18 protein-coding genes are annotated in these 15,578 nt (G+C 69.6%); 12 read left to right on the forward strand and 6 right to left on the reverse strand.

Annotated elements, in window-relative coordinates:
• Window positions 1-66 precede the first annotated feature (66 nt).
• A complete protein-coding gene (locus tag ACRSBM_RS02160; RefSeq protein ID WP_434439110.1) occupies window positions 67-549 on the reverse strand; it encodes a hypothetical protein in 483 nt (160 codons plus the stop codon).
• A gap of 276 nt (window positions 550-825) precedes the next feature.
• Here ACRSBM_RS02160 and ACRSBM_RS02165 point away from each other — a divergent pair, with 276 nt between their 5' ends.
• From ACRSBM_RS02165 to ACRSBM_RS02175, 3 genes are read left to right on the forward strand one after another with little or no spacing between them, the layout of a single operon-like run.
• Window positions 826-1,584 (forward strand): lytic polysaccharide monooxygenase, encoded by a 759-nt coding sequence (locus tag ACRSBM_RS02165; protein WP_434439113.1) that lies wholly within the window; start codon window positions 826-828, stop codon window positions 1,582-1,584.
• 4 nt (window positions 1,585-1,588) lie between these two features.
• Complete coding sequence (locus ACRSBM_RS02170) at window positions 1,589-2,185, forward strand: DUF305 domain-containing protein (RefSeq protein ID WP_434439115.1); 597 nt, start codon at window positions 1,589-1,591, stop codon at window positions 2,183-2,185.
• A 35-nt stretch (window positions 2,186-2,220) separates the two neighbouring features.
• Window positions 2,221-3,243 (forward strand): FAD-dependent monooxygenase, encoded by a 1,023-nt coding sequence (locus ACRSBM_RS02175; protein ID WP_434439118.1) that lies wholly within the window; start codon window positions 2,221-2,223, stop codon window positions 3,241-3,243.
• Here ACRSBM_RS02175 and ACRSBM_RS02180 read toward each other — a convergent pair.
• Both ACRSBM_RS02180 and ACRSBM_RS02185 read right to left on the reverse strand, forming a co-directional pair.
• A complete protein-coding gene (locus ACRSBM_RS02180; RefSeq protein WP_434439121.1) occupies window positions 3,212-5,809 on the reverse strand; it encodes a BTAD domain-containing putative transcriptional regulator in 2,598 nt (865 codons plus the stop codon). The genes ACRSBM_RS02175 and ACRSBM_RS02180 overlap by 32 nt on opposite strands.
• A gap of 4 nt (window positions 5,810-5,813) precedes the next feature.
• Window positions 5,814-6,575 carry an AraC family transcriptional regulator gene (locus ACRSBM_RS02185; RefSeq protein ID WP_434439123.1) on the reverse strand — a complete coding sequence of 254 codons (762 nt, stop codon included), beginning with the start codon at window positions 6,573-6,575 and terminating at the stop codon, window positions 5,814-5,816.
• Window positions 6,576-6,624: 49 nt separating this feature from the next.
• Between ACRSBM_RS02185 and ACRSBM_RS02190 the strand changes: the two genes are divergently transcribed.
• A complete protein-coding gene (locus tag ACRSBM_RS02190; RefSeq protein ID WP_434439125.1) occupies window positions 6,625-7,023 on the forward strand; it encodes a DUF2000 family protein in 399 nt (132 codons plus the stop codon).
• A 75-nt stretch (window positions 7,024-7,098) separates the two neighbouring features.
• A complete protein-coding gene (locus ACRSBM_RS02195; RefSeq protein WP_434439128.1) occupies window positions 7,099-8,304 on the forward strand; it encodes an MFS transporter in 1,206 nt (401 codons plus the stop codon).
• On the opposite strand, the gene ACRSBM_RS02200 is transcribed toward ACRSBM_RS02195, so the two are convergent.
• Window positions 8,214-9,041: an alpha/beta fold hydrolase gene (locus ACRSBM_RS02200; protein WP_434439131.1), complete on the reverse strand. Its 828-nt coding sequence runs from the start codon at window positions 9,039-9,041 to the stop codon at window positions 8,214-8,216. The two genes, ACRSBM_RS02195 and ACRSBM_RS02200, sit on opposite strands and share 91 nt — an antisense overlap.
• Complete coding sequence (locus ACRSBM_RS02205) at window positions 9,038-9,721, reverse strand: SRPBCC family protein (RefSeq protein ID WP_434439134.1); 684 nt, start codon at window positions 9,719-9,721, stop codon at window positions 9,038-9,040. Before ACRSBM_RS02205 ends, ACRSBM_RS02200 begins: the two co-directional genes overlap by 4 nt.
• A gap of 136 nt (window positions 9,722-9,857) precedes the next feature.
• Between ACRSBM_RS02205 and ACRSBM_RS02210 the strand changes: the two genes are divergently transcribed.
• Entirely contained in the window at window positions 9,858-10,442 is a 585-nt protein-coding gene (locus ACRSBM_RS02210; protein WP_434439137.1) for a DUF998 domain-containing protein, read from the forward strand.
• A 61-nt stretch (window positions 10,443-10,503) separates the two neighbouring features.
• Here ACRSBM_RS02210 and ACRSBM_RS02215 read toward each other — a convergent pair whose 3' ends face one another.
• Entirely contained in the window at window positions 10,504-10,728 is a 225-nt protein-coding gene (locus tag ACRSBM_RS02215; protein WP_434439139.1) for a zinc-ribbon domain-containing protein, read from the reverse strand.
• An 85-nt stretch (window positions 10,729-10,813) separates the two neighbouring features.
• On the opposite strand from ACRSBM_RS02215, the gene ACRSBM_RS02220 reads away from it, so the two are divergent.
• Genes ACRSBM_RS02220 through ACRSBM_RS02245 form a run of 6 tightly spaced genes read left to right on the forward strand, consistent with a single transcriptional unit; the run spans window position 10,814 to window position 15,572 of the window.
• Window positions 10,814-11,314 (forward strand): GNAT family N-acetyltransferase, encoded by a 501-nt coding sequence (locus ACRSBM_RS02220; protein ID WP_434439142.1) that lies wholly within the window; start codon window positions 10,814-10,816, stop codon window positions 11,312-11,314.
• Between the two features lie 36 nt (window positions 11,315-11,350).
• A complete protein-coding gene (locus ACRSBM_RS02225) occupies window positions 11,351-11,941 on the forward strand; it encodes a nucleotidyltransferase domain-containing protein (protein ID WP_434439143.1) in 591 nt (196 codons plus the stop codon).
• A complete protein-coding gene (locus ACRSBM_RS02230; RefSeq protein ID WP_434439146.1) occupies window positions 11,904-12,152 on the forward strand; it encodes a BON domain-containing protein in 249 nt (82 codons plus the stop codon). Before ACRSBM_RS02225 ends, ACRSBM_RS02230 begins: the two co-directional genes overlap by 38 nt.
• A complete protein-coding gene (locus tag ACRSBM_RS02235; protein WP_434439148.1) occupies window positions 12,149-12,868 on the forward strand; it encodes a metallophosphoesterase family protein in 720 nt (239 codons plus the stop codon). The genes ACRSBM_RS02230 and ACRSBM_RS02235 overlap by 4 nt, the downstream gene beginning before the upstream one ends.
• Window positions 12,868-14,625, forward strand: coding sequence for a thiamine pyrophosphate-requiring protein (locus tag ACRSBM_RS02240; protein ID WP_434439151.1), 1,758 nt, complete (start codon window positions 12,868-12,870; stop codon window positions 14,623-14,625). Before ACRSBM_RS02235 ends, ACRSBM_RS02240 begins: the two co-directional genes overlap by 1 nt.
• A complete protein-coding gene (locus ACRSBM_RS02245) occupies window positions 14,622-15,572 on the forward strand; it encodes a TIGR03557 family F420-dependent LLM class oxidoreductase (protein ID WP_434439154.1) in 951 nt (316 codons plus the stop codon). The genes ACRSBM_RS02240 and ACRSBM_RS02245 overlap by 4 nt, the downstream gene beginning before the upstream one ends.
• Window positions 15,573-15,578 lie beyond the last annotated feature (6 nt).

A 15,578-nucleotide genomic window follows, 5' to 3' on the forward strand; every position in this document is an offset into this window, starting at 1 on the left:
GTTCCCTGCCGAGGGATACGGGCGGCCGTTCTGTCCGGTTCAGCGAAAGTTCCGGAACCTCAGCGGTCAGCTCAGCCTGTTGAGCGCCTCCACCACGCCGAAGACCACGTCGGGGTGGCCCAGCGGGAGTGGCGCCGCGATGCGGTCGTCCGGGCTGTCGTGGCTGCGGACCACGACCTGGGCGAACGGGTCGTCCACCTCGACCTCCGGGTCCACCAGCAGGACCGAGCGGACCAGGTCTTCGTGCTGGCGTACGAGATCGACCACCTCCGCCGCGATCGGGCCGCTCGTGACCACGTCGAGCACGGGCTTGACGTCGTCGCGGTGCCTGGTCAGCACCGCGTCCACTGTGGACTTCCAACTCGGGGCGGCGGGAACGCGCAGCCACACGATGCGCATCCTGTCCGTCAGGTCGCGCCAGGTGGCGGGAATCTCGTTGTGCACCGCCTCTCCGGCTGGATCGATTACGAGCACGGTCGGTGCTCCTGTCGGTCCATCGGCGACGACGCCGGGGCCGGCGGCCCTGCTGGGCTGGTCGAAATCACGCATGCCGGGGGTTACCCAGTTCCCGGCGGTTCTCACCAGTGAGCTGTTCGGCCTGGTTCAGTGGCCCGAATGGCGGCGGACAAGACCAGTCGGGCACGTGGACCTGGTGGCAGGAACCAGTTCTGCGTTCGCATCGTGATCACTTGACCACTTTCCGAAAGTCGGTTTATGGTCCAGACCACACCGAAACTGGATCGGTGAGCGCCATCTGGAGCGCTCCCGGTTCCCACCCCCTGCCAACGGATCCACCCACCTGGGACGATCCAAGGAGTTCGGACGATGAATCTCACCCGTAAAGCGGCGCTCGTCATGGCTGCCGTCCCTGCCATCATCTTCATCACGCCGGTCGGTTCGGCGAGCGCGCACGGTTACGTGTCGTCGCCGCCGAGTCGTGCGGCGCAGTGTGCGACGGGGACCGTGCAGAACTGCGGTGCCCCCACCTGGGAGCCGCAGAGCGCCGAGGGCCCCAAGGGCATGATGAACTGCAACGGCAGTCGCGGCGACTTCGAGGTGCTGAACAACGACAACTTCGGCTGGAAGGTGACCAACACCGGCACCAGCCTGTCGGTCAACTGGACGTTCACCGCCCGGCACAAGACGCGTGACTACGAGTACTACATCAACGGCACGCGCGTCGCGTACGTCAACGGCAACAACGCGGCACCGGTCGACCCGGTGCGGCACACCGTCAACCTGAGCGGGTTCTCCGGCCGGCAGAAGATCTTCGCGATCTGGAACATCGCCGACACGGGCGCCGCGTTCTACTCCTGCATCGACGTCAACATCACCGGTGGCGGCGGCACTCAGCCCCCGACCACGACGAACCCGCCGACCACGACCCCACCGACCACGAACCCGCCCACGTCGAACCCGCCGACCACCCAGCCTCCCGCCGGTGGCACCTGGGCGGCGAACACGTCGTACGCGACCGGCGCGTCCGTGACCTACGGCGGCTCCACCTACCGGTGCCGGCAGGGCCACACCTCGCTGACCGGCTGGGAGCCGCCGAACGTGGCCGCGCTGTGGGAGAAGATCTGATCCGATGAAGCGCCTGGTGATCGCGATCGCCGTGCTGGCGCTGGCGGGGTGTGGCGGAGAGGCCGTCGTGCCGGAGGGCCGGCAGGCCCACGGGCACGGCGCGTCCTCCGCCGCACCACCCGTTCCGGCCGCCAGTGCGAGGTTCAACGACGCGGACGTGCAGTTCGTGCAGATGATGGTGGACCACCTGCAGCTCGGTATCAGCCTCTCGCAGGTGGCGATGGCGAAGGCGACCAGGCAGGAGGCGAAGGACCTCGCGGGCGCGATCGACGTGACCCAGCGCGAGGAGCTCTCCATGCTCAAGTCGTGGCTGAAGCTCTGGGGCAAGCAGGAAGGGGGCGGTGCGGACCTGCACGCCGCTCACGGCGGCCAGCCGTTGCTCGACGACAAGGTCATCAACGACACCAAGGACAAGAGCGGTTCCGAGTTCGACATGTCCTTCATGAACCTGATGACCGGGCACCAGGGCGCCGCGGTGCAGATGGCCCTCGCGGAGAAGAAGGACGGCATGAACCCGGAGACCACGGCCTACGCCGAACGCGTGGTCACCTCCCGGCAGGGCCAGATCTCGCAGATGCTGAAGATCATCAGCGAACCGTAGGCGTTCGGTCAGCGGCCCGGCGTTGCATCCCGTGCATGGACGTACTCATCTCGGGAGCGGGCATCGCCGGGCCCGCGCTCGCATTCTGGTTGGCACGGTTCGGCTTCTCCCCGGTCGTGGTGGAACGGTCGCCGGCACTGCGCGGCGGCGGTCAGGCCGTGGACTTCCGTGGCGAGGCACACCTGTCGGTGCTGAGGCGGATGGGCCTGCTGGACGCGGTGCTGGCCGAGCGGACCACGCCACGCGACATGGTGTTCCGCGGTCTCGACGGACGCGAGCGCGCACGGCTGCCCGGGTCGTTCACCGCGGGCGACGTGGAGATCCGCCGTGGCGATTTGTCGCGGCTGCTCCACGAGCTGAGCGCGCCCGGCACCGAGTACGTGTTCGGCGACTGGATCACCTCGCTGCACGACGACGGGAACGGCGTGGACGTCACGTTCGCGCACGGGCCTTCGCGGCGGTTCGACTTCGTGATCGGCGCCGACGGGATGCGGTCCGGCGTGCGGCGGCTGGTCTTCCCGTCGTACCGGCCGAAGTTCCAGGGCTACTACTTCGCGATCTGGGACGCCGAGGGCGACGACCACGACATGACGTGCTCACCGGGCGTGCTGAGCTCGCCGGGGTGGCTGATGTACAAGTCCTCGGTGCCGCCCGAGCTGATGCCGGAGTCGTTGGTGGCGCCGGGAATCTACTTCGACTCGATCAGCCGGGTGCGGATGCCGGCGGTGAGCTCGGGGCGCGTCACGCTGATCGGCGACGCCGGGTACGGGTCCACGCTGGGTGGCATGGGTACCGGGCTCGCGGTCGTGTCGGCCTACGTGCTGGCGGGGGAGATGGCGGCGGGAGGCGACGCCTTCGCCCGCTACGAAGCCCTGATCGGGCCGTACGCCCGCGGCTGCCAGGGCAATCCGGGGCCGTTCCTCGCGCCGGGCAGCAGGCTCGGGATGTGGCTGAGGGACCGGATGTTCGGGCTGCTGCCGAAGATGCCGATGGTCGCGCGGATGGACCTGAAGGCCGCCACCGCGATCAAGCTTCCGGAGTACGCACCAGTTCGGTGAACACCTCCTCCACCTGCTGCCTGGCCGCCGCGTGCAGCCAGCCGAACCCGAGCTCGCCCCTGGCTTCCCGCAGCAACCGCTCGGCCCGTGCCTGGTCACCTCTGCGGTGCGCGATCCTGGCGAGTCCGGTGTTCGCGAGGGCCCTGGTGGCGGCCAGACCCGCCGTCGTCGCCATCTCCAGCGCCTGGAGGTAGTCGCGTTCGGCTGCGTCCTGGTCGATGTCGAGCAACCTGTCCGCGCGCCGGCCCCGCAGCTCGGCCAGCTCCTCGATGGCGCCCAGCTCCGCCACGACCCGGAGGGCCTCGTCGGTCAGGGCCAGCGCCTCGCGCGGGTCCTCGGTGAGGGTGGCCAGCACGTCCAGGACCTGGGCCGCGCCCCAGCGTTCGCCCAGGTCCTGGAACTGCCGCAACGCCTCGCGGGACTGCTCGATCGCCCGCGCGCGGTCACCGCGCGCGGCATAGCCGGTGTAGGAGTTGCTGAAGCCGACGAGGCCCTGGATCCACGGGTCGTCGCTGTGCTCGATCTCGTCCTGCAACGGGGTGCGCGGGGCCGTGGGGTCCGGCGGGCCGGTCAGCATCGCCCAGGCGATGAGCACGAACGGCTGGGTGATCGGGCCCCTGAGCTGTGCGAGCACGTCCTGCACGCGTTCCGGGTCGGCCAGTGCCAGCAGGATCGCGTACTGCTCGCTGATCTCCTCGTCGACGACGGAGAGGAGTTTCCTTGCCACGCCTTGGACTTCGGTGCGGCTGCCCTTCAGGTACCAGTACCAGGCGAGGTCGCTGACGAGCCGCAGCGCCCGCTCCGGCTCGTGCTCGGTCGTCCACTCGACGGCCTGCATCAGGTTCGCGTGTTCGCCGTTGAGCCGCGTCAGCCACTGGACCTGGTTCCGCTGCCGCAGTTCGGGGTCCGCGCGCCGGGCCAGAGCGTGGAAGTACGCGGCATGGGCGGCGTCGACACGCTTGTGTTCCGAGCAGAACTCGCGGATGGTCTCCAGCATCCGGTAACGACCGTCGGAGGCCTCCACCAGGGACTTGTCCACCAACGCGTCCAGCACTTCGAGGTCGTGGCCGCAGACCTGTTCCACGGCGTCGAGTGTCGCCCCGCCGCTGAACGTGGCGAGGCACGCGGCCAGGTCGCGTTCGTCGGGGGACAGCAGGTTCCAGCTCCACTCCACGACGGCACGCAGGGTCTGGTGGCGCGGTGCGGCGGCGCGGTTTCCCTTGGTGAGCAAGCGGAACCGGTCGTTGAGGCGGTCCGCGATCTCGCGCGCGGTCAACGTCCGGGTGCGTGCGGCGGCCAGTTCGATCGCCAGCGGGAGGCCGTCCAGTTCCCGGCAGATGTCGGCGGTGTGCCGGTCGCGCACGAACGCCGGGTTGACCAGGCGGGCGCGGTCGGTGAACAGGTCCACGCTCTGCTCGGGGTCGAGCGGCGGCACCGGGCACAGCGTCTCGCCGGTGATGCCGAGCGCCTCCCGGCTGGTGGCGAGGATCCGCAGGGATGGGCACGTGCTGAGCAGATGCCCGGCCAGCTGGGCGGCCTGGACGATCAGGTGCTCGCAGTTGTCCAGGACCAGCAGGGCCGAGCGTTCGCGCAGGGCCAGCGTCAGCCGGTCCTCCGGCTCCAGCACGGTCTCCTTGAGGCCCAACGCCTGCAACGTGGCCGCCGCGACGTCCTTCGCCGGTGCCAGGTCCACGAAGATCGCGCCGGGACCGGCCGCCTGCAGCGCGAGCCTGGTCTTGCCCGCGCCGCCGGGGCCGGTGAGCGTGACGAGGCGGGAGGACAGTGCCGCGATCCGCCGCAGTTCCTCCTGCCTGCCGACGAAACTGGTCAGCTGGGCCGGCGGTTCGCGGTGGGTCTGGCCGCGCAGGATCCGCAGGTGGACGGCGCGCAGTTCCGGTGACGGGTCCGTGCCCAGCTCGTCGGCCAGCAGGGAGCGCGCGTCCTCGAACGCCTGCAACGCCTCGGCCTGGCGGCCCTGCTGGTGCAACGCCTGCATGAGGTAGCCGCGCAGGCGTTCGTCCAGCGGGCTCTGCCGGACGAGGTCCTCGATCTCCCGCACGTCGGCCTTGCCGAGCCGGATCCGCGCGGCGACCAGCGAACCCGAGGCGGCCGACCGCCGTTGCTCCAGCCGGGTCGCGTGGTCCGCCAGCGCGACGTCGGCGAGCGCCGGGCCACGCCACAGCTGAAGTGCCTCGGACAGAAGGGATTCCGCCGCCTTCGGGGCACCGTCCTCCAGCGCCTTCTCGCCGTCCGAGGCGAGAGCGGCGAACCGGTGGGCGTCGACCTGCGCGGCGGGCAGCACCAGGCGATACCCGGCCGGGTGGAACTCGATCAGCGACGCGTCACCGAGCGCCCGGCGCAGCCGCGAGACCTGGCCCTGCAGGGCGTTCGCGGCGTCCGACGGCGGCTCGGAGCCGTAGAGCTCGTCGACCAACCGGTCGAGCGGAACGATCTCACCCACCCGGACCGCCAGCGCCGCGAGCAGGGTGCGCGGACGCGGGCCACCCACCGCGATCTTGCCGTCCGGGGAGTGCGCCTCAACGGGCCCGAGTATGCCGACGTGCACGGGGTCAGCGTACGAAGCGGCCGGGACTCGTACCCAGGACCCGGCGAAAATGGCGGGTCAGATGTGACTGGTCGTGGAACCCGGCCAATACCGCCGCCTCCGCCGCGGACCGTCCCTCGACCAGGTACCCGCGGGCGAGATCCACCCGGCGCCCGGTCAGGTACCGGTGCGGAGGCAGCCCGAACCGGCGGCTGAACGCCCGCACGAGGTGCGTCGGACTCGTCTGCAGCTCCTGGGCGGCGTCGCTCAGCGTGATCCCGTCCGGCAGCGAGGCGTCCAGCAGCTGCCGCAACCGGTCGGCCAGCGTCGGGTCGGCGTGAACGGCGGGCGCGGTGCCCGCGAAGTGGTGGGTGAGCCGCTCGGTGATCAACGCCAGGCGGCTCGACGCCTCGAACGGCTCGTCCAGCGCCAGGTGCAGCTGGTGCACCCGGTGCCGCAGCAGCGGGTCGACCAGCATCGGGGTGTCGACGGCCTTGCCGATCAGGTCGGCCGGCAACACCGAGTCGTCCAGGTACAGCACCCGCTTGTGGAACCCGGCCGGGTGAGCGGACCGGCCGTCGTGCGGCACGTGCGGCGGCAACAGCGTGACGCCGGAAACGAGCGCGCCGTGCTCATGACGGTCCAGTTCGTACCGCACGGCACCCGTGTCGAGCAGCATCAACGTCCACGCGTCGTGCGTGTGCGCCGGGTAGACGTGCGTGGTGAAGGAGGCGTGGAAGACCTCCTTCACGCCCGCCACTGCGGGCTTCCACGCGGCGACGCTCATGTCAGAAACGTACAAGACGCGACACCCGCACACCCGCGATCGTGGGTCCATGTTCGACACCAAGATCGCTGTGCTGCTGCGGGACGACCTGGCCGGATGGCAGGCGCTGAACGTCACCGCCTTCCTCGTCAGCGGGCTGCCCGAAACGCTGCGGGGTGAGCCCTACATCGACGCCGACGACATCGAGTACCTGCCGATGTTCGGCCAGCCCGTCGTGGTGCTGCAGGGCGACAAGGACCTGGTCAAGAAGGCCCACGAACGCGCCCTCGCCCGCGACCAGGCCATCACGATCTTCACCGCGGACCTGTTCGCCACCGGCAACGACGAGGACAACCGGGCCGCCGTCCGCAAGGTGCACACGCAGGACCTCGACCTCGTCGGCATCGCGGTGCACGGCCAGAAGAACGCCGTCGACAAGATCGTCAAGGGTGCCCGGATGCACCCCTGACGACCGAATTGGCCCAGAGAATCGGCGCTATCTTGGCCCATACCTAGGGCCAATCGGCGCCTTACGTTCAACGGTGTGACCAGGCGACTCGCGTACGCGCAACTGACGAGCTCGATCGGCGACGGCGGCTTCCTCGTCGTCTCCGCTCTCTACTTCACGCAGGTCGTCGGCCTGAGCGCGGCCAGGGCCGGGCTCGCGCTGACCCTCGCGTGGGGCGTCGGAGCCGTCGCCGGAGTCGCCCTGGGCCACCTCGCCGACCGGCTGGGGCCACGCACCACCGCCGTCGTGCTCGCCACCGCGACGGCCACCAGCATCGCGATCCTGCTCTTCACCCGGAACTTCGCCGCGTTCGCGCTGGTCATGTGTCTGTACGCGAGCTTCCAGAGTGGACTGCAGGCGTCCCGGCAGGCACTCCTCGCCGGGCTGACCACACCGCAGGAACGCACACGGGCTCGTGCGCGCATCCAGTCCACGGCGAACGCGGGCATCGCGATCGGCGCGGCGGCCGGCGGGTTCGCGCTGCACCTCGGCACCGAAGCCGCCTACACGGCCGTGTTCGTGCTCGACGTGCTGAGCTTCCTGGCAGCGGCAGCCATCCTGAGCACCCTGCCGGAGACCGTGATGACCAGGGCGAAGGGCAGGTTCGACGTCCTCAGGGACCGCCCGTACGCGCTGATCACGCTGATCAACGCCGTGATGCTGCTCTACCTGCCGCTGCTGAGCCTGATCATTCCGCTGTGGATCGTGCAGCGGACCGAGGCGCCGACCTGGCTCGCGGCCGCGTTGCTGGTGCTCAACACCGCGGCCGTCGTGCTGTTCCAGGTCCGGATCGCCCGCAGGGCGGACGGGCTCACCAAGGCCTCGGCCCTCGTGCGGCACGCCGGACTGGTCATGCTCGCGTCCTGCGCGGTGTTCGCGGTGACGGCGTTCAGCTTCGGCGCCTGGCCCGCGGCGGCGTTGTTGATCGCGGCCGCCGCGTTGCAGGTGCTCGGCGAGATGATGCTCGCCTCCGGGGCGTGGGAGATCAGCTTCTCCCTCGCGCCCGCCGACCGGCAGGGCCAGTACCAGGGTTTCTTCGCGACCGGAACGGCCGTCGCGCGCATGGTCGGCCCCGCCCTGCTCACCACCGTCGTGCTGGGCTGGGGCGCGGTCGGCTGGCTCGTCGTCGGCGGGCTGTTCGTCGTCGCCGGTTACGCGATGGGGCCCGCGGTGCGCTGGGCCCGTGAGAAGAACTCCACCAGTTCCGGCGCCACGACCGCCGACTTGTACATGTGCGTCTGACCGGGCAGCGTCCGGTACTCGGTGTCCGGTCCCAGCACCTCCGCGACGTTCTTCATGGCGTTGCGGAGGTACTCGGGGCTCTTGCCGCCGTCCATGGCGAGCGTCGGCACCTTGACGTTCCAGCGGCCGGTGGGCAGGGGCGTGCCGCGGCCGTCGTCGCCCAGGATCGTCAGGTCCCACGGCAGCGTGTGCGCGACCGGCTTGAGCTTCCTCCACACCGGGGTCAGCTTCATGATCGCGACACCGAAACCGGGTGTGCCGACCATCTTCATGAACTTCGAGAGCATGCCGGAGCGGTCGTCGCGCGCGAGCATGTCGTTCATCTGCCGCACGATGTCCGCGGGCCGCGGCTCGTACGTGCCGTCCACGACGAACGGTGCTTCGTACAGGGCGAGCCGCGTGATGCCGGGCAGCCGTGACGCGGCCTCCATCGCGAGCACCGCGCCCGAGGACACGCCGAACACGAACGCGCTGCCGCCGGCCTCCTTGATGACCGCGTCGATGTCCTCGACCTCGCGCTCGAGCGACCACGGCGTCGCGCCGTCACCGGTCTCGCCGCGGCCGCGCCGGTCGTAGGTGTAGACGGTGAAGTTCTTGTCCAGCACGGACGCGAGCTCCGTGGTCGGGCCGAACATGCGGTGGCACATGGCGCCGTCGACGAGGAGCAGCGCCGGGCCGGAGCCGGTGATCGAGTAGGCGATCTCGGTGCCGTCCGCGGAGGTCGTGAAGCGCGTCATTTCTGCTCTCCCAGGGTCGTGTCGAGGAAGTCCTGCCAGTCCTGTTCGGACTCGTCGCCGGAGAAGTCGTGGTGTGCGGCGATCATCGGGCCGTGGAAGCCGCGCAGGAACCGGTACATCCCGGCGCCGGTGCGCAGGCCGAGCGTGTGGTCGTTGCGGTGGTACTCGACGGCGTCCGGGAGCTTCCCGGGCAGCGTCGCGTCCAGCTTCTTCCAGGCCGCGTCCCAGTCGGAGACCATCGGCCCGAAGACCGTGAGCGGACGGGCCGTGCGGCCGGGGAAGTACGTCAGGTATTCGAGCAACGTGCGGCGGAACAGCGCGCCGCCCAGCGTCATCGCCTCGAACTCGTCGGCCCAGTCGTCGCCGGGCAGGAAGCCGCTCGTCACCATCCGCAGCACGGTGCTGCCGTGGTCGCGGCCCTCGACGAGGAACTCGTAGGCGACGAACCGGCCGTCGGGCGCCTTGCCGGTGTCGTACGCGAAGTGCCGCAGGGGCTCCGACGCGGTGATGTCACTCGTCGGCCCGTACCCGCCGAAGGCCATCTTGACCTGGCCGTTCGCCACCTCGTTGCGGCCCATGAACCACGAGTCGATGCCCGGCCCTGTCGCGATGGCCGTCCAGACGTCCTCGACGGACGCCGGCACCTCGATGTCGTCGGTGCTCGTGAACTCGTGGCCCATCAGCTCTCCCTGTTCTGTCAGCGGATGGTCTCATCCTGCTACCGACGATTCACTTCGTCAAGACAGTAGTTCTGGTCTTGACAAAAAAAGTTGTCGGTGGTTCCGTTCTGGCCACACCGAACCACTGGAGGAACCCATGTCCCGCGTCGTCTGTGGCGTCGTCGCCGGTCCGCTCTACCTCGTCGTCGGGTACGCCCAGGCGTTCACCCGCGAGGGCTTCGACCTCTCCCGGCACCCGTTCAGCATGCTCAGCCTCGGCTCGCCCGGCTGGATCCAGATCGCGAACTTCGTCGTCAGCGGCGCGCTGTTCCTGGTGGCGGCGACGGGCATGGCGCGGCACACGAGGTGGGGAGCGAGGCTGATCGGCCTGATGGGGGCAGGGATGATCCTCGGCGGGGTGTTCGTCGCCGACCCGGCCATGGGCTTCCCGGCCGGCGCGCCCGACGGCCCGCCCGCGGCGATGTCGTGGCACGGTGCGCTGCACGCGGCGGCGTTCGGACTCGTGATGATCGGCTGGATCGGGGCGTGCTTCGTCTTCGCGCGTAGGCTCGGGGGATGGCTGGCGGTGATGAGCGGCCTGACGGGCGTGCTCCTGATGGTGCCGATGGCGTTCCTGGGCAACCCCGGCGGGACGGTACTGCTCTACGTGGTCGCGACGATCGGCTGGGTCTGGACCTCGGTCGTGTCCCTGAGGCTGAGCCGGCCTGCCTTCTCGAGCTGATCTGCCCGGAGTGCGGGCGCGTCACCACCGACGAGTACGCGCCCGGATGTGAGGCCTGCCGTCAGACGAGCTGATGCGCGTGCATCTTGCTGATGTCGTAGGAGACACCGCAGAACGTGCACTGCAGCCCGTACCGGCTGCGGATCGTGAACAGCGGGATGAAGAAGACGGTCGGCTTCGTGTAGCGCCGGAACAGGTTGTGCGCGGACTGGTGGTGGCAGTGCCCGCACACCAGCGTCAGCATCCTGAGCTGCTCGATCGTCGTGCGCCAGCCGAAAATGACCATCTGCGCTCCCCTGGTCGGTTGTCCTTCTGACGTCTGGGGTGCCCCTTGAGTTGCGGCCGGACCCCCGAATTCAGAAGGTGGACAGGTGGACACCCTGCTGCGGCCCTGGAACCTCGACGACGCACCGGTCGTGCTGGCCACCGCCCGCGAACCGATGATGGACCGCCAGTTCACCTTCCCGGTCGACTCGCTGCCCGCCGCGCAGGAGTGGATCGTGCTGCTCGCCGACCGTCGCGACGAGGACACCGCCTACTCCTTCGCCGTCCTGCACGAGGGTGTGCCGGTGGGCAACGTCGCCGTGTCGAGTGTGGAGCGCCGTCACCTGACCGGGTGGGTCTCCTACTGGATCCGGGAGGAGGCCAGGGGCAAGGGTCTCGCGACCCTGGCCTGCCGGGCGGTCAGCGAGTTCGCGTTCACCGAGCTCGGCCTGTTCCGCCTGGAACTCGCCCACCGCCTGGACAACCCCGCCTCCTGCCGGGTCGCGCTGGGGGCGGGTTTCCTCGTGGAGGGTGTCGAACGGGCCCGGTTGCTCTACGACGGCGTCCGCCACGACACCGAGACCCACGCGCGCCTCGCCACCGACTGAGGTTCACGCCGCGACCGGCTGGGTAGCCGGGAGTGCATGAGCGACGTGCAGGACGAGCTGCTGCGTACGTTGACCAAAGTCGCCAACGCTCTGCGCAGCGCGGAGATCCCCTTCGCGCTGACGGGTGGCTGCGCCGGGTATGCCCGGGGCGGCCCCGCGAGTGAACACGATGTCGATCTTCTTGTCCGTGAGCAGGACGCCACCGAGGCCGTGCGGGTCCTCGTCCAGCGCGGTCTGCGCGCCGCGGAACCACCGGAGGACTGGCTGCTGAAGGTCTACGACGGCGACTCGCTGGTGGACCTGCTCTTCCGGCCGAACGAACGGCCCGTCACCGACGAGGTCCTCGCGATGGCCGAGGAGATGCCGGTCGGATCCGTGATGCTACCGGTCATGCCGGCGACGTTCGTGCTGACCAGCAAGTTGCTCGTGCTGGACGGGCACCGGTGCGACTTCAGCGAGCTCCTGCCGTTCGCCCGTGCGCTCAGAGAACAGGTCGACTGGGAGCACGTGCGCGAGGAGACAAAGCACTCGCCGTACGCCGAAGCGTTCCTGGTGCTGATCGAACGCCTGGACATCATCGGGAGGGGTCATGAGTTCCGAGCAGTACCTGGCGGCAAATCTGCGTAGGGCGGTGGCGGAGGACCCGCGGACGGCCGAGCTCGGCGTGCGGATCACCGTGCGCGGCGACCACGTGATGCTCTCCGGTGACGTGGCGTGCGCGGACCGCCGCGCGGCGCTGGAGGAGGTCCTGCGGGAGGCCGCGCCCGAACTGACGATCTTCAACGACGTGCGCGTGACACCTGCGGGCGAGCCCGAGGGTGAGGAGGACCTGCGATGATCCGAGTCGCCGCAGTCGGGGACATCCACCTCGGCGAGGACATGCGCGGCCACCTCCGGCCCGCTCTGGAGAAGGTCGGCGAGCACGCCGACATCCTGTTGCTGGCGGGTGACCTCACCCGGCACGGCACGGTCACCGAGGCGGAGGTCGTCGCCGACGAGTTCGCGGACCTGCCGGTGCCCGTCGTCGCCGTGCTGGGCAACCACGACCACCACGACGACAAGCCGCTCGAGGTCACCAAGACGCTGCAGGACAAGGGCATCCACGTGCTGGAGGGCACGACGTTCACCCATCGGGCGAACGGCTGCTCGATCGGTATCGCGGGCGTGAAGGGGTTCGGCGGCGGGTTCGCCGGCAAGTGCGGGAGCGCGTTCGGCGAGCGTGAGATGAAGGCGTTCATCCAGCACACCTGCGACATCGCGGAGAACCTGGAGCAGGCACTGTCCGAACTGGACACCGACGTCAAGGTCGCGCTGACGCACTACGCGCCCGTGCCGGACACGCTGCGCGGCGAGCCGCCGGAGATCTACCCGTTCCTCGGCTCGTACCTGCTCGGCGAGGCGATCGACGCCACCGGCACGAACCTCGCCGTGCACGGCCACGCGCACTTCGGCACCGAGCAGGGCATGACGCCGGGCGGGGTGCGGGTCCGCAACGTCGCACAGCCGATCATCCGGTCCGCGTACACGGTCTACGTCCTGGAAGGGCACGCCTGATGACCGTCGGGGACTACGTCGTCCAGCGCCTGCGCGACTGGGGTGTGAAGCAGGTGTTCGCCTATCCCGGTGACGGCATCAACGGGATCGTGGCGGCGTTCGGCAAGGCGGACAACGACCCGAAGTTCGTCCAGACGCGGCACGAGGAGATGGCCGCGTTCGCCGCCGTCGGCTTCGCGAAGTTCAGCGACGAGGTCGGCGTGTGCCTGGCGACGTCCGGGCCCGGCGCGATCCACCTGCTCAACGGCCTGTACGACGCGAAGCTCGACCACGTGCCGGTCGTCGCGATCGTCGGCCAGACCGCCCGCACCGCGATGGGCGGGAGCTACCAGCAGGAAGTCGACCTGCACTCGCTGTTCCGCGACGTCGCCTCGTACCTGGTCGACGTGACGGTGCCCGAGCAGCTGCCGAACGCGCTCGACCGGGCGATGCGCACCGCCCAGGCCGACCGCGCGCCGGCCGTGCTGATCATCCCGAACGACGTGCAGGAGCAGGAGTACTCGCCGCCGAAGCACGAGTTCAAGTACATCCCGTCGAGCCCGCCGTCCCGCCCGTCGTCGTCCGTCGTGCCGGCCTTCGACGAGGTCCAGCGCGCGGCCGAGGTGCTGAACTCGGGCGAGAAGGTCGCGATCCTGATCGGGCAGGGCGCTCGCGGTGCCGCCGCCGAGGTCCGTGAGGTCGCCGAAGTGCTCGGTGCCGGTGTCGCGAAGGCGTTGCTGGGCAAGGACGTGCTGCCGGACGACCTGCCGTTCGTGACCGGGTCGATCGGACTGCTCGGCACGCGACCCTCGTACGAGATGATGCGCGACTGCGACCGGCTGCTGATCGTCGGCTCGAACTTCCCGTACTCGCAGTTCCTGCCGAAGTTCGGTGCCGCGCGGGGCGTGCAGATCGACGTCGACGGCCGGGCGATCGGCATGCGCTACCCGACCGAGGTCAACCTCGTCGGTGACGCGCGGGAGACGTTGCGCGCGCTGATCCCCTTGCTGGAGCGCAAGAACGACCGTTCGTGGCGCGAGACGATCGAGTCGAACGTCGAGCGCTGGTGGGAGGTCTTGGAACGGCAGGCCCAGGTGCCAGCCGATCCGATCAACCCGATGCTGATCGTCTCGGAACTGTCGAAACGCCTGCCCGCCAACGCGATCGTCACCGCGGACTCCGGATCCGCGACGAACTGGTACGCGCGGCTGCTGCGGATCCGCGGCAACGTGCGCTCCTCGTTGTCCGGCACGCTCGCCACGATGGGCTGCGCGGTCCCGTACGCGCTGGGTGCTGCCTTCGCCCAGCCGGACAGGCCGTTGATCGCGTTGGTCGGTGACGGCGCGATGCAGATGAACGGTATGGCGGAGTTGCTGACGCTGCGGCGGTACGGCATCCGCTGCGTCGTGTGCGTGTTCCACAACAACGACCTCAACCAGGTCACGTGGGAACTGCGCGCGATGGGCGGTGCGCCGAAGTTCGAGGAGTCCCAGACGCTCCCGGAGATCTCGTACGCGACCTTCGCGCGTTCGATCGGACTGCAAGGCATCGAGGTCGACGACCCCGCCCAGCTTGGCACGGCGTGGGAGACGGCACTCGCGTTCGACGGCTCGACCGTGCTCGACGTGCGCTGCGACCCGAACGTGCCGCCGATCCCGCCGCACGCGACGTTCGAGCAGATCAAGGACATGACCGAGGCCGTGTTGCGCGGTGACCCGGACGCCTGGGAGCTGATGGCGCGCGGCCTCAAGACCAAGATCCAGGAGTTGCTGCCGTGAAACTGGGCTATTTCCTTTCCTCGGAAGAACACGGGCCGCGCGAGCTGGTCCGGAACGCTCGGATGGCCGAGGAGCACGGGTTCGAGTCGTTGTGGATCTCCGACCACTACCACCCCTGGAACGACGAACAGGGCCAGTCGCCGTTCGTGTGGGGCACGATCGGCGCGCTGTCCGAGACCGTGACGCTGCCGATCACCACGGCCGTGACCTGCCCGACCGTCCGCATCCACCCGGCGGTCATCGCGCAGGCCGCCGCCACCGCCGCCGTCCAGACCGAGGGCAGGTTCGTGCTCGGCGTCGGCAGCGGCGAGGCGCTCAACGAGCACGTGCTGGGCGACCGCTGGCCGTCCGCGGACGTGCGGCTCGAGATGCTGGAGGAGGCGATCGGCCTCATCCGCACGCTGCACCAGGGCGACGAGGTCACCCACCAGGGCAAGTACTACACCGTCGAGAACGCCCGGATCTACACCGTTCCCGAACGGCCGGTGCCGATCTACGTGTCCGCGTTCGGCCCCAAGGCCGTCAAGCTCGCCGCCCGCTGCGGCGACGGGTACGTCAGCGTCGGCCCGTCCGGTGAGCTGGTGGAGAAGTACCGCGCCGACGGCGGTCGCGGACCGGCGCAGAGCGGCCTGAAGGTCTGCTACGCCAAGTCCGAGGACGAGGCCGTGGCCACCGCGCACCGGTTGTGGCCCAACGACGGCCTGCCCGGTGAGCTCGCGCAGGTGCTGCCGACACCGAAGCACTTCGAGCAGGCCTCGGAGCTCGTGACGCCGGAGATGATCCGGTCGGCGATGCCGTGCGGCCCGGACCCCGAGCAGTACGCGGAGAAGATCAAGGAGTTCGCCGACGCCGGGTTCGACGAGGTCCACGTGCAGCAGATCGGGCCGGGCCAGCAGGAGTTCTTCGAGTTCTGGGCCAAGGAAGTCGTGCCGTTGATCGATGTTTAGCCGCAG

Origin of the sequence: Lentzea xerophila (assembly GCF_051094245.1) — a bacterium.
Classification (GTDB): domain Bacteria; phylum Actinomycetota; class Actinomycetes; order Mycobacteriales; family Pseudonocardiaceae; genus Lentzea; species Lentzea xerophila.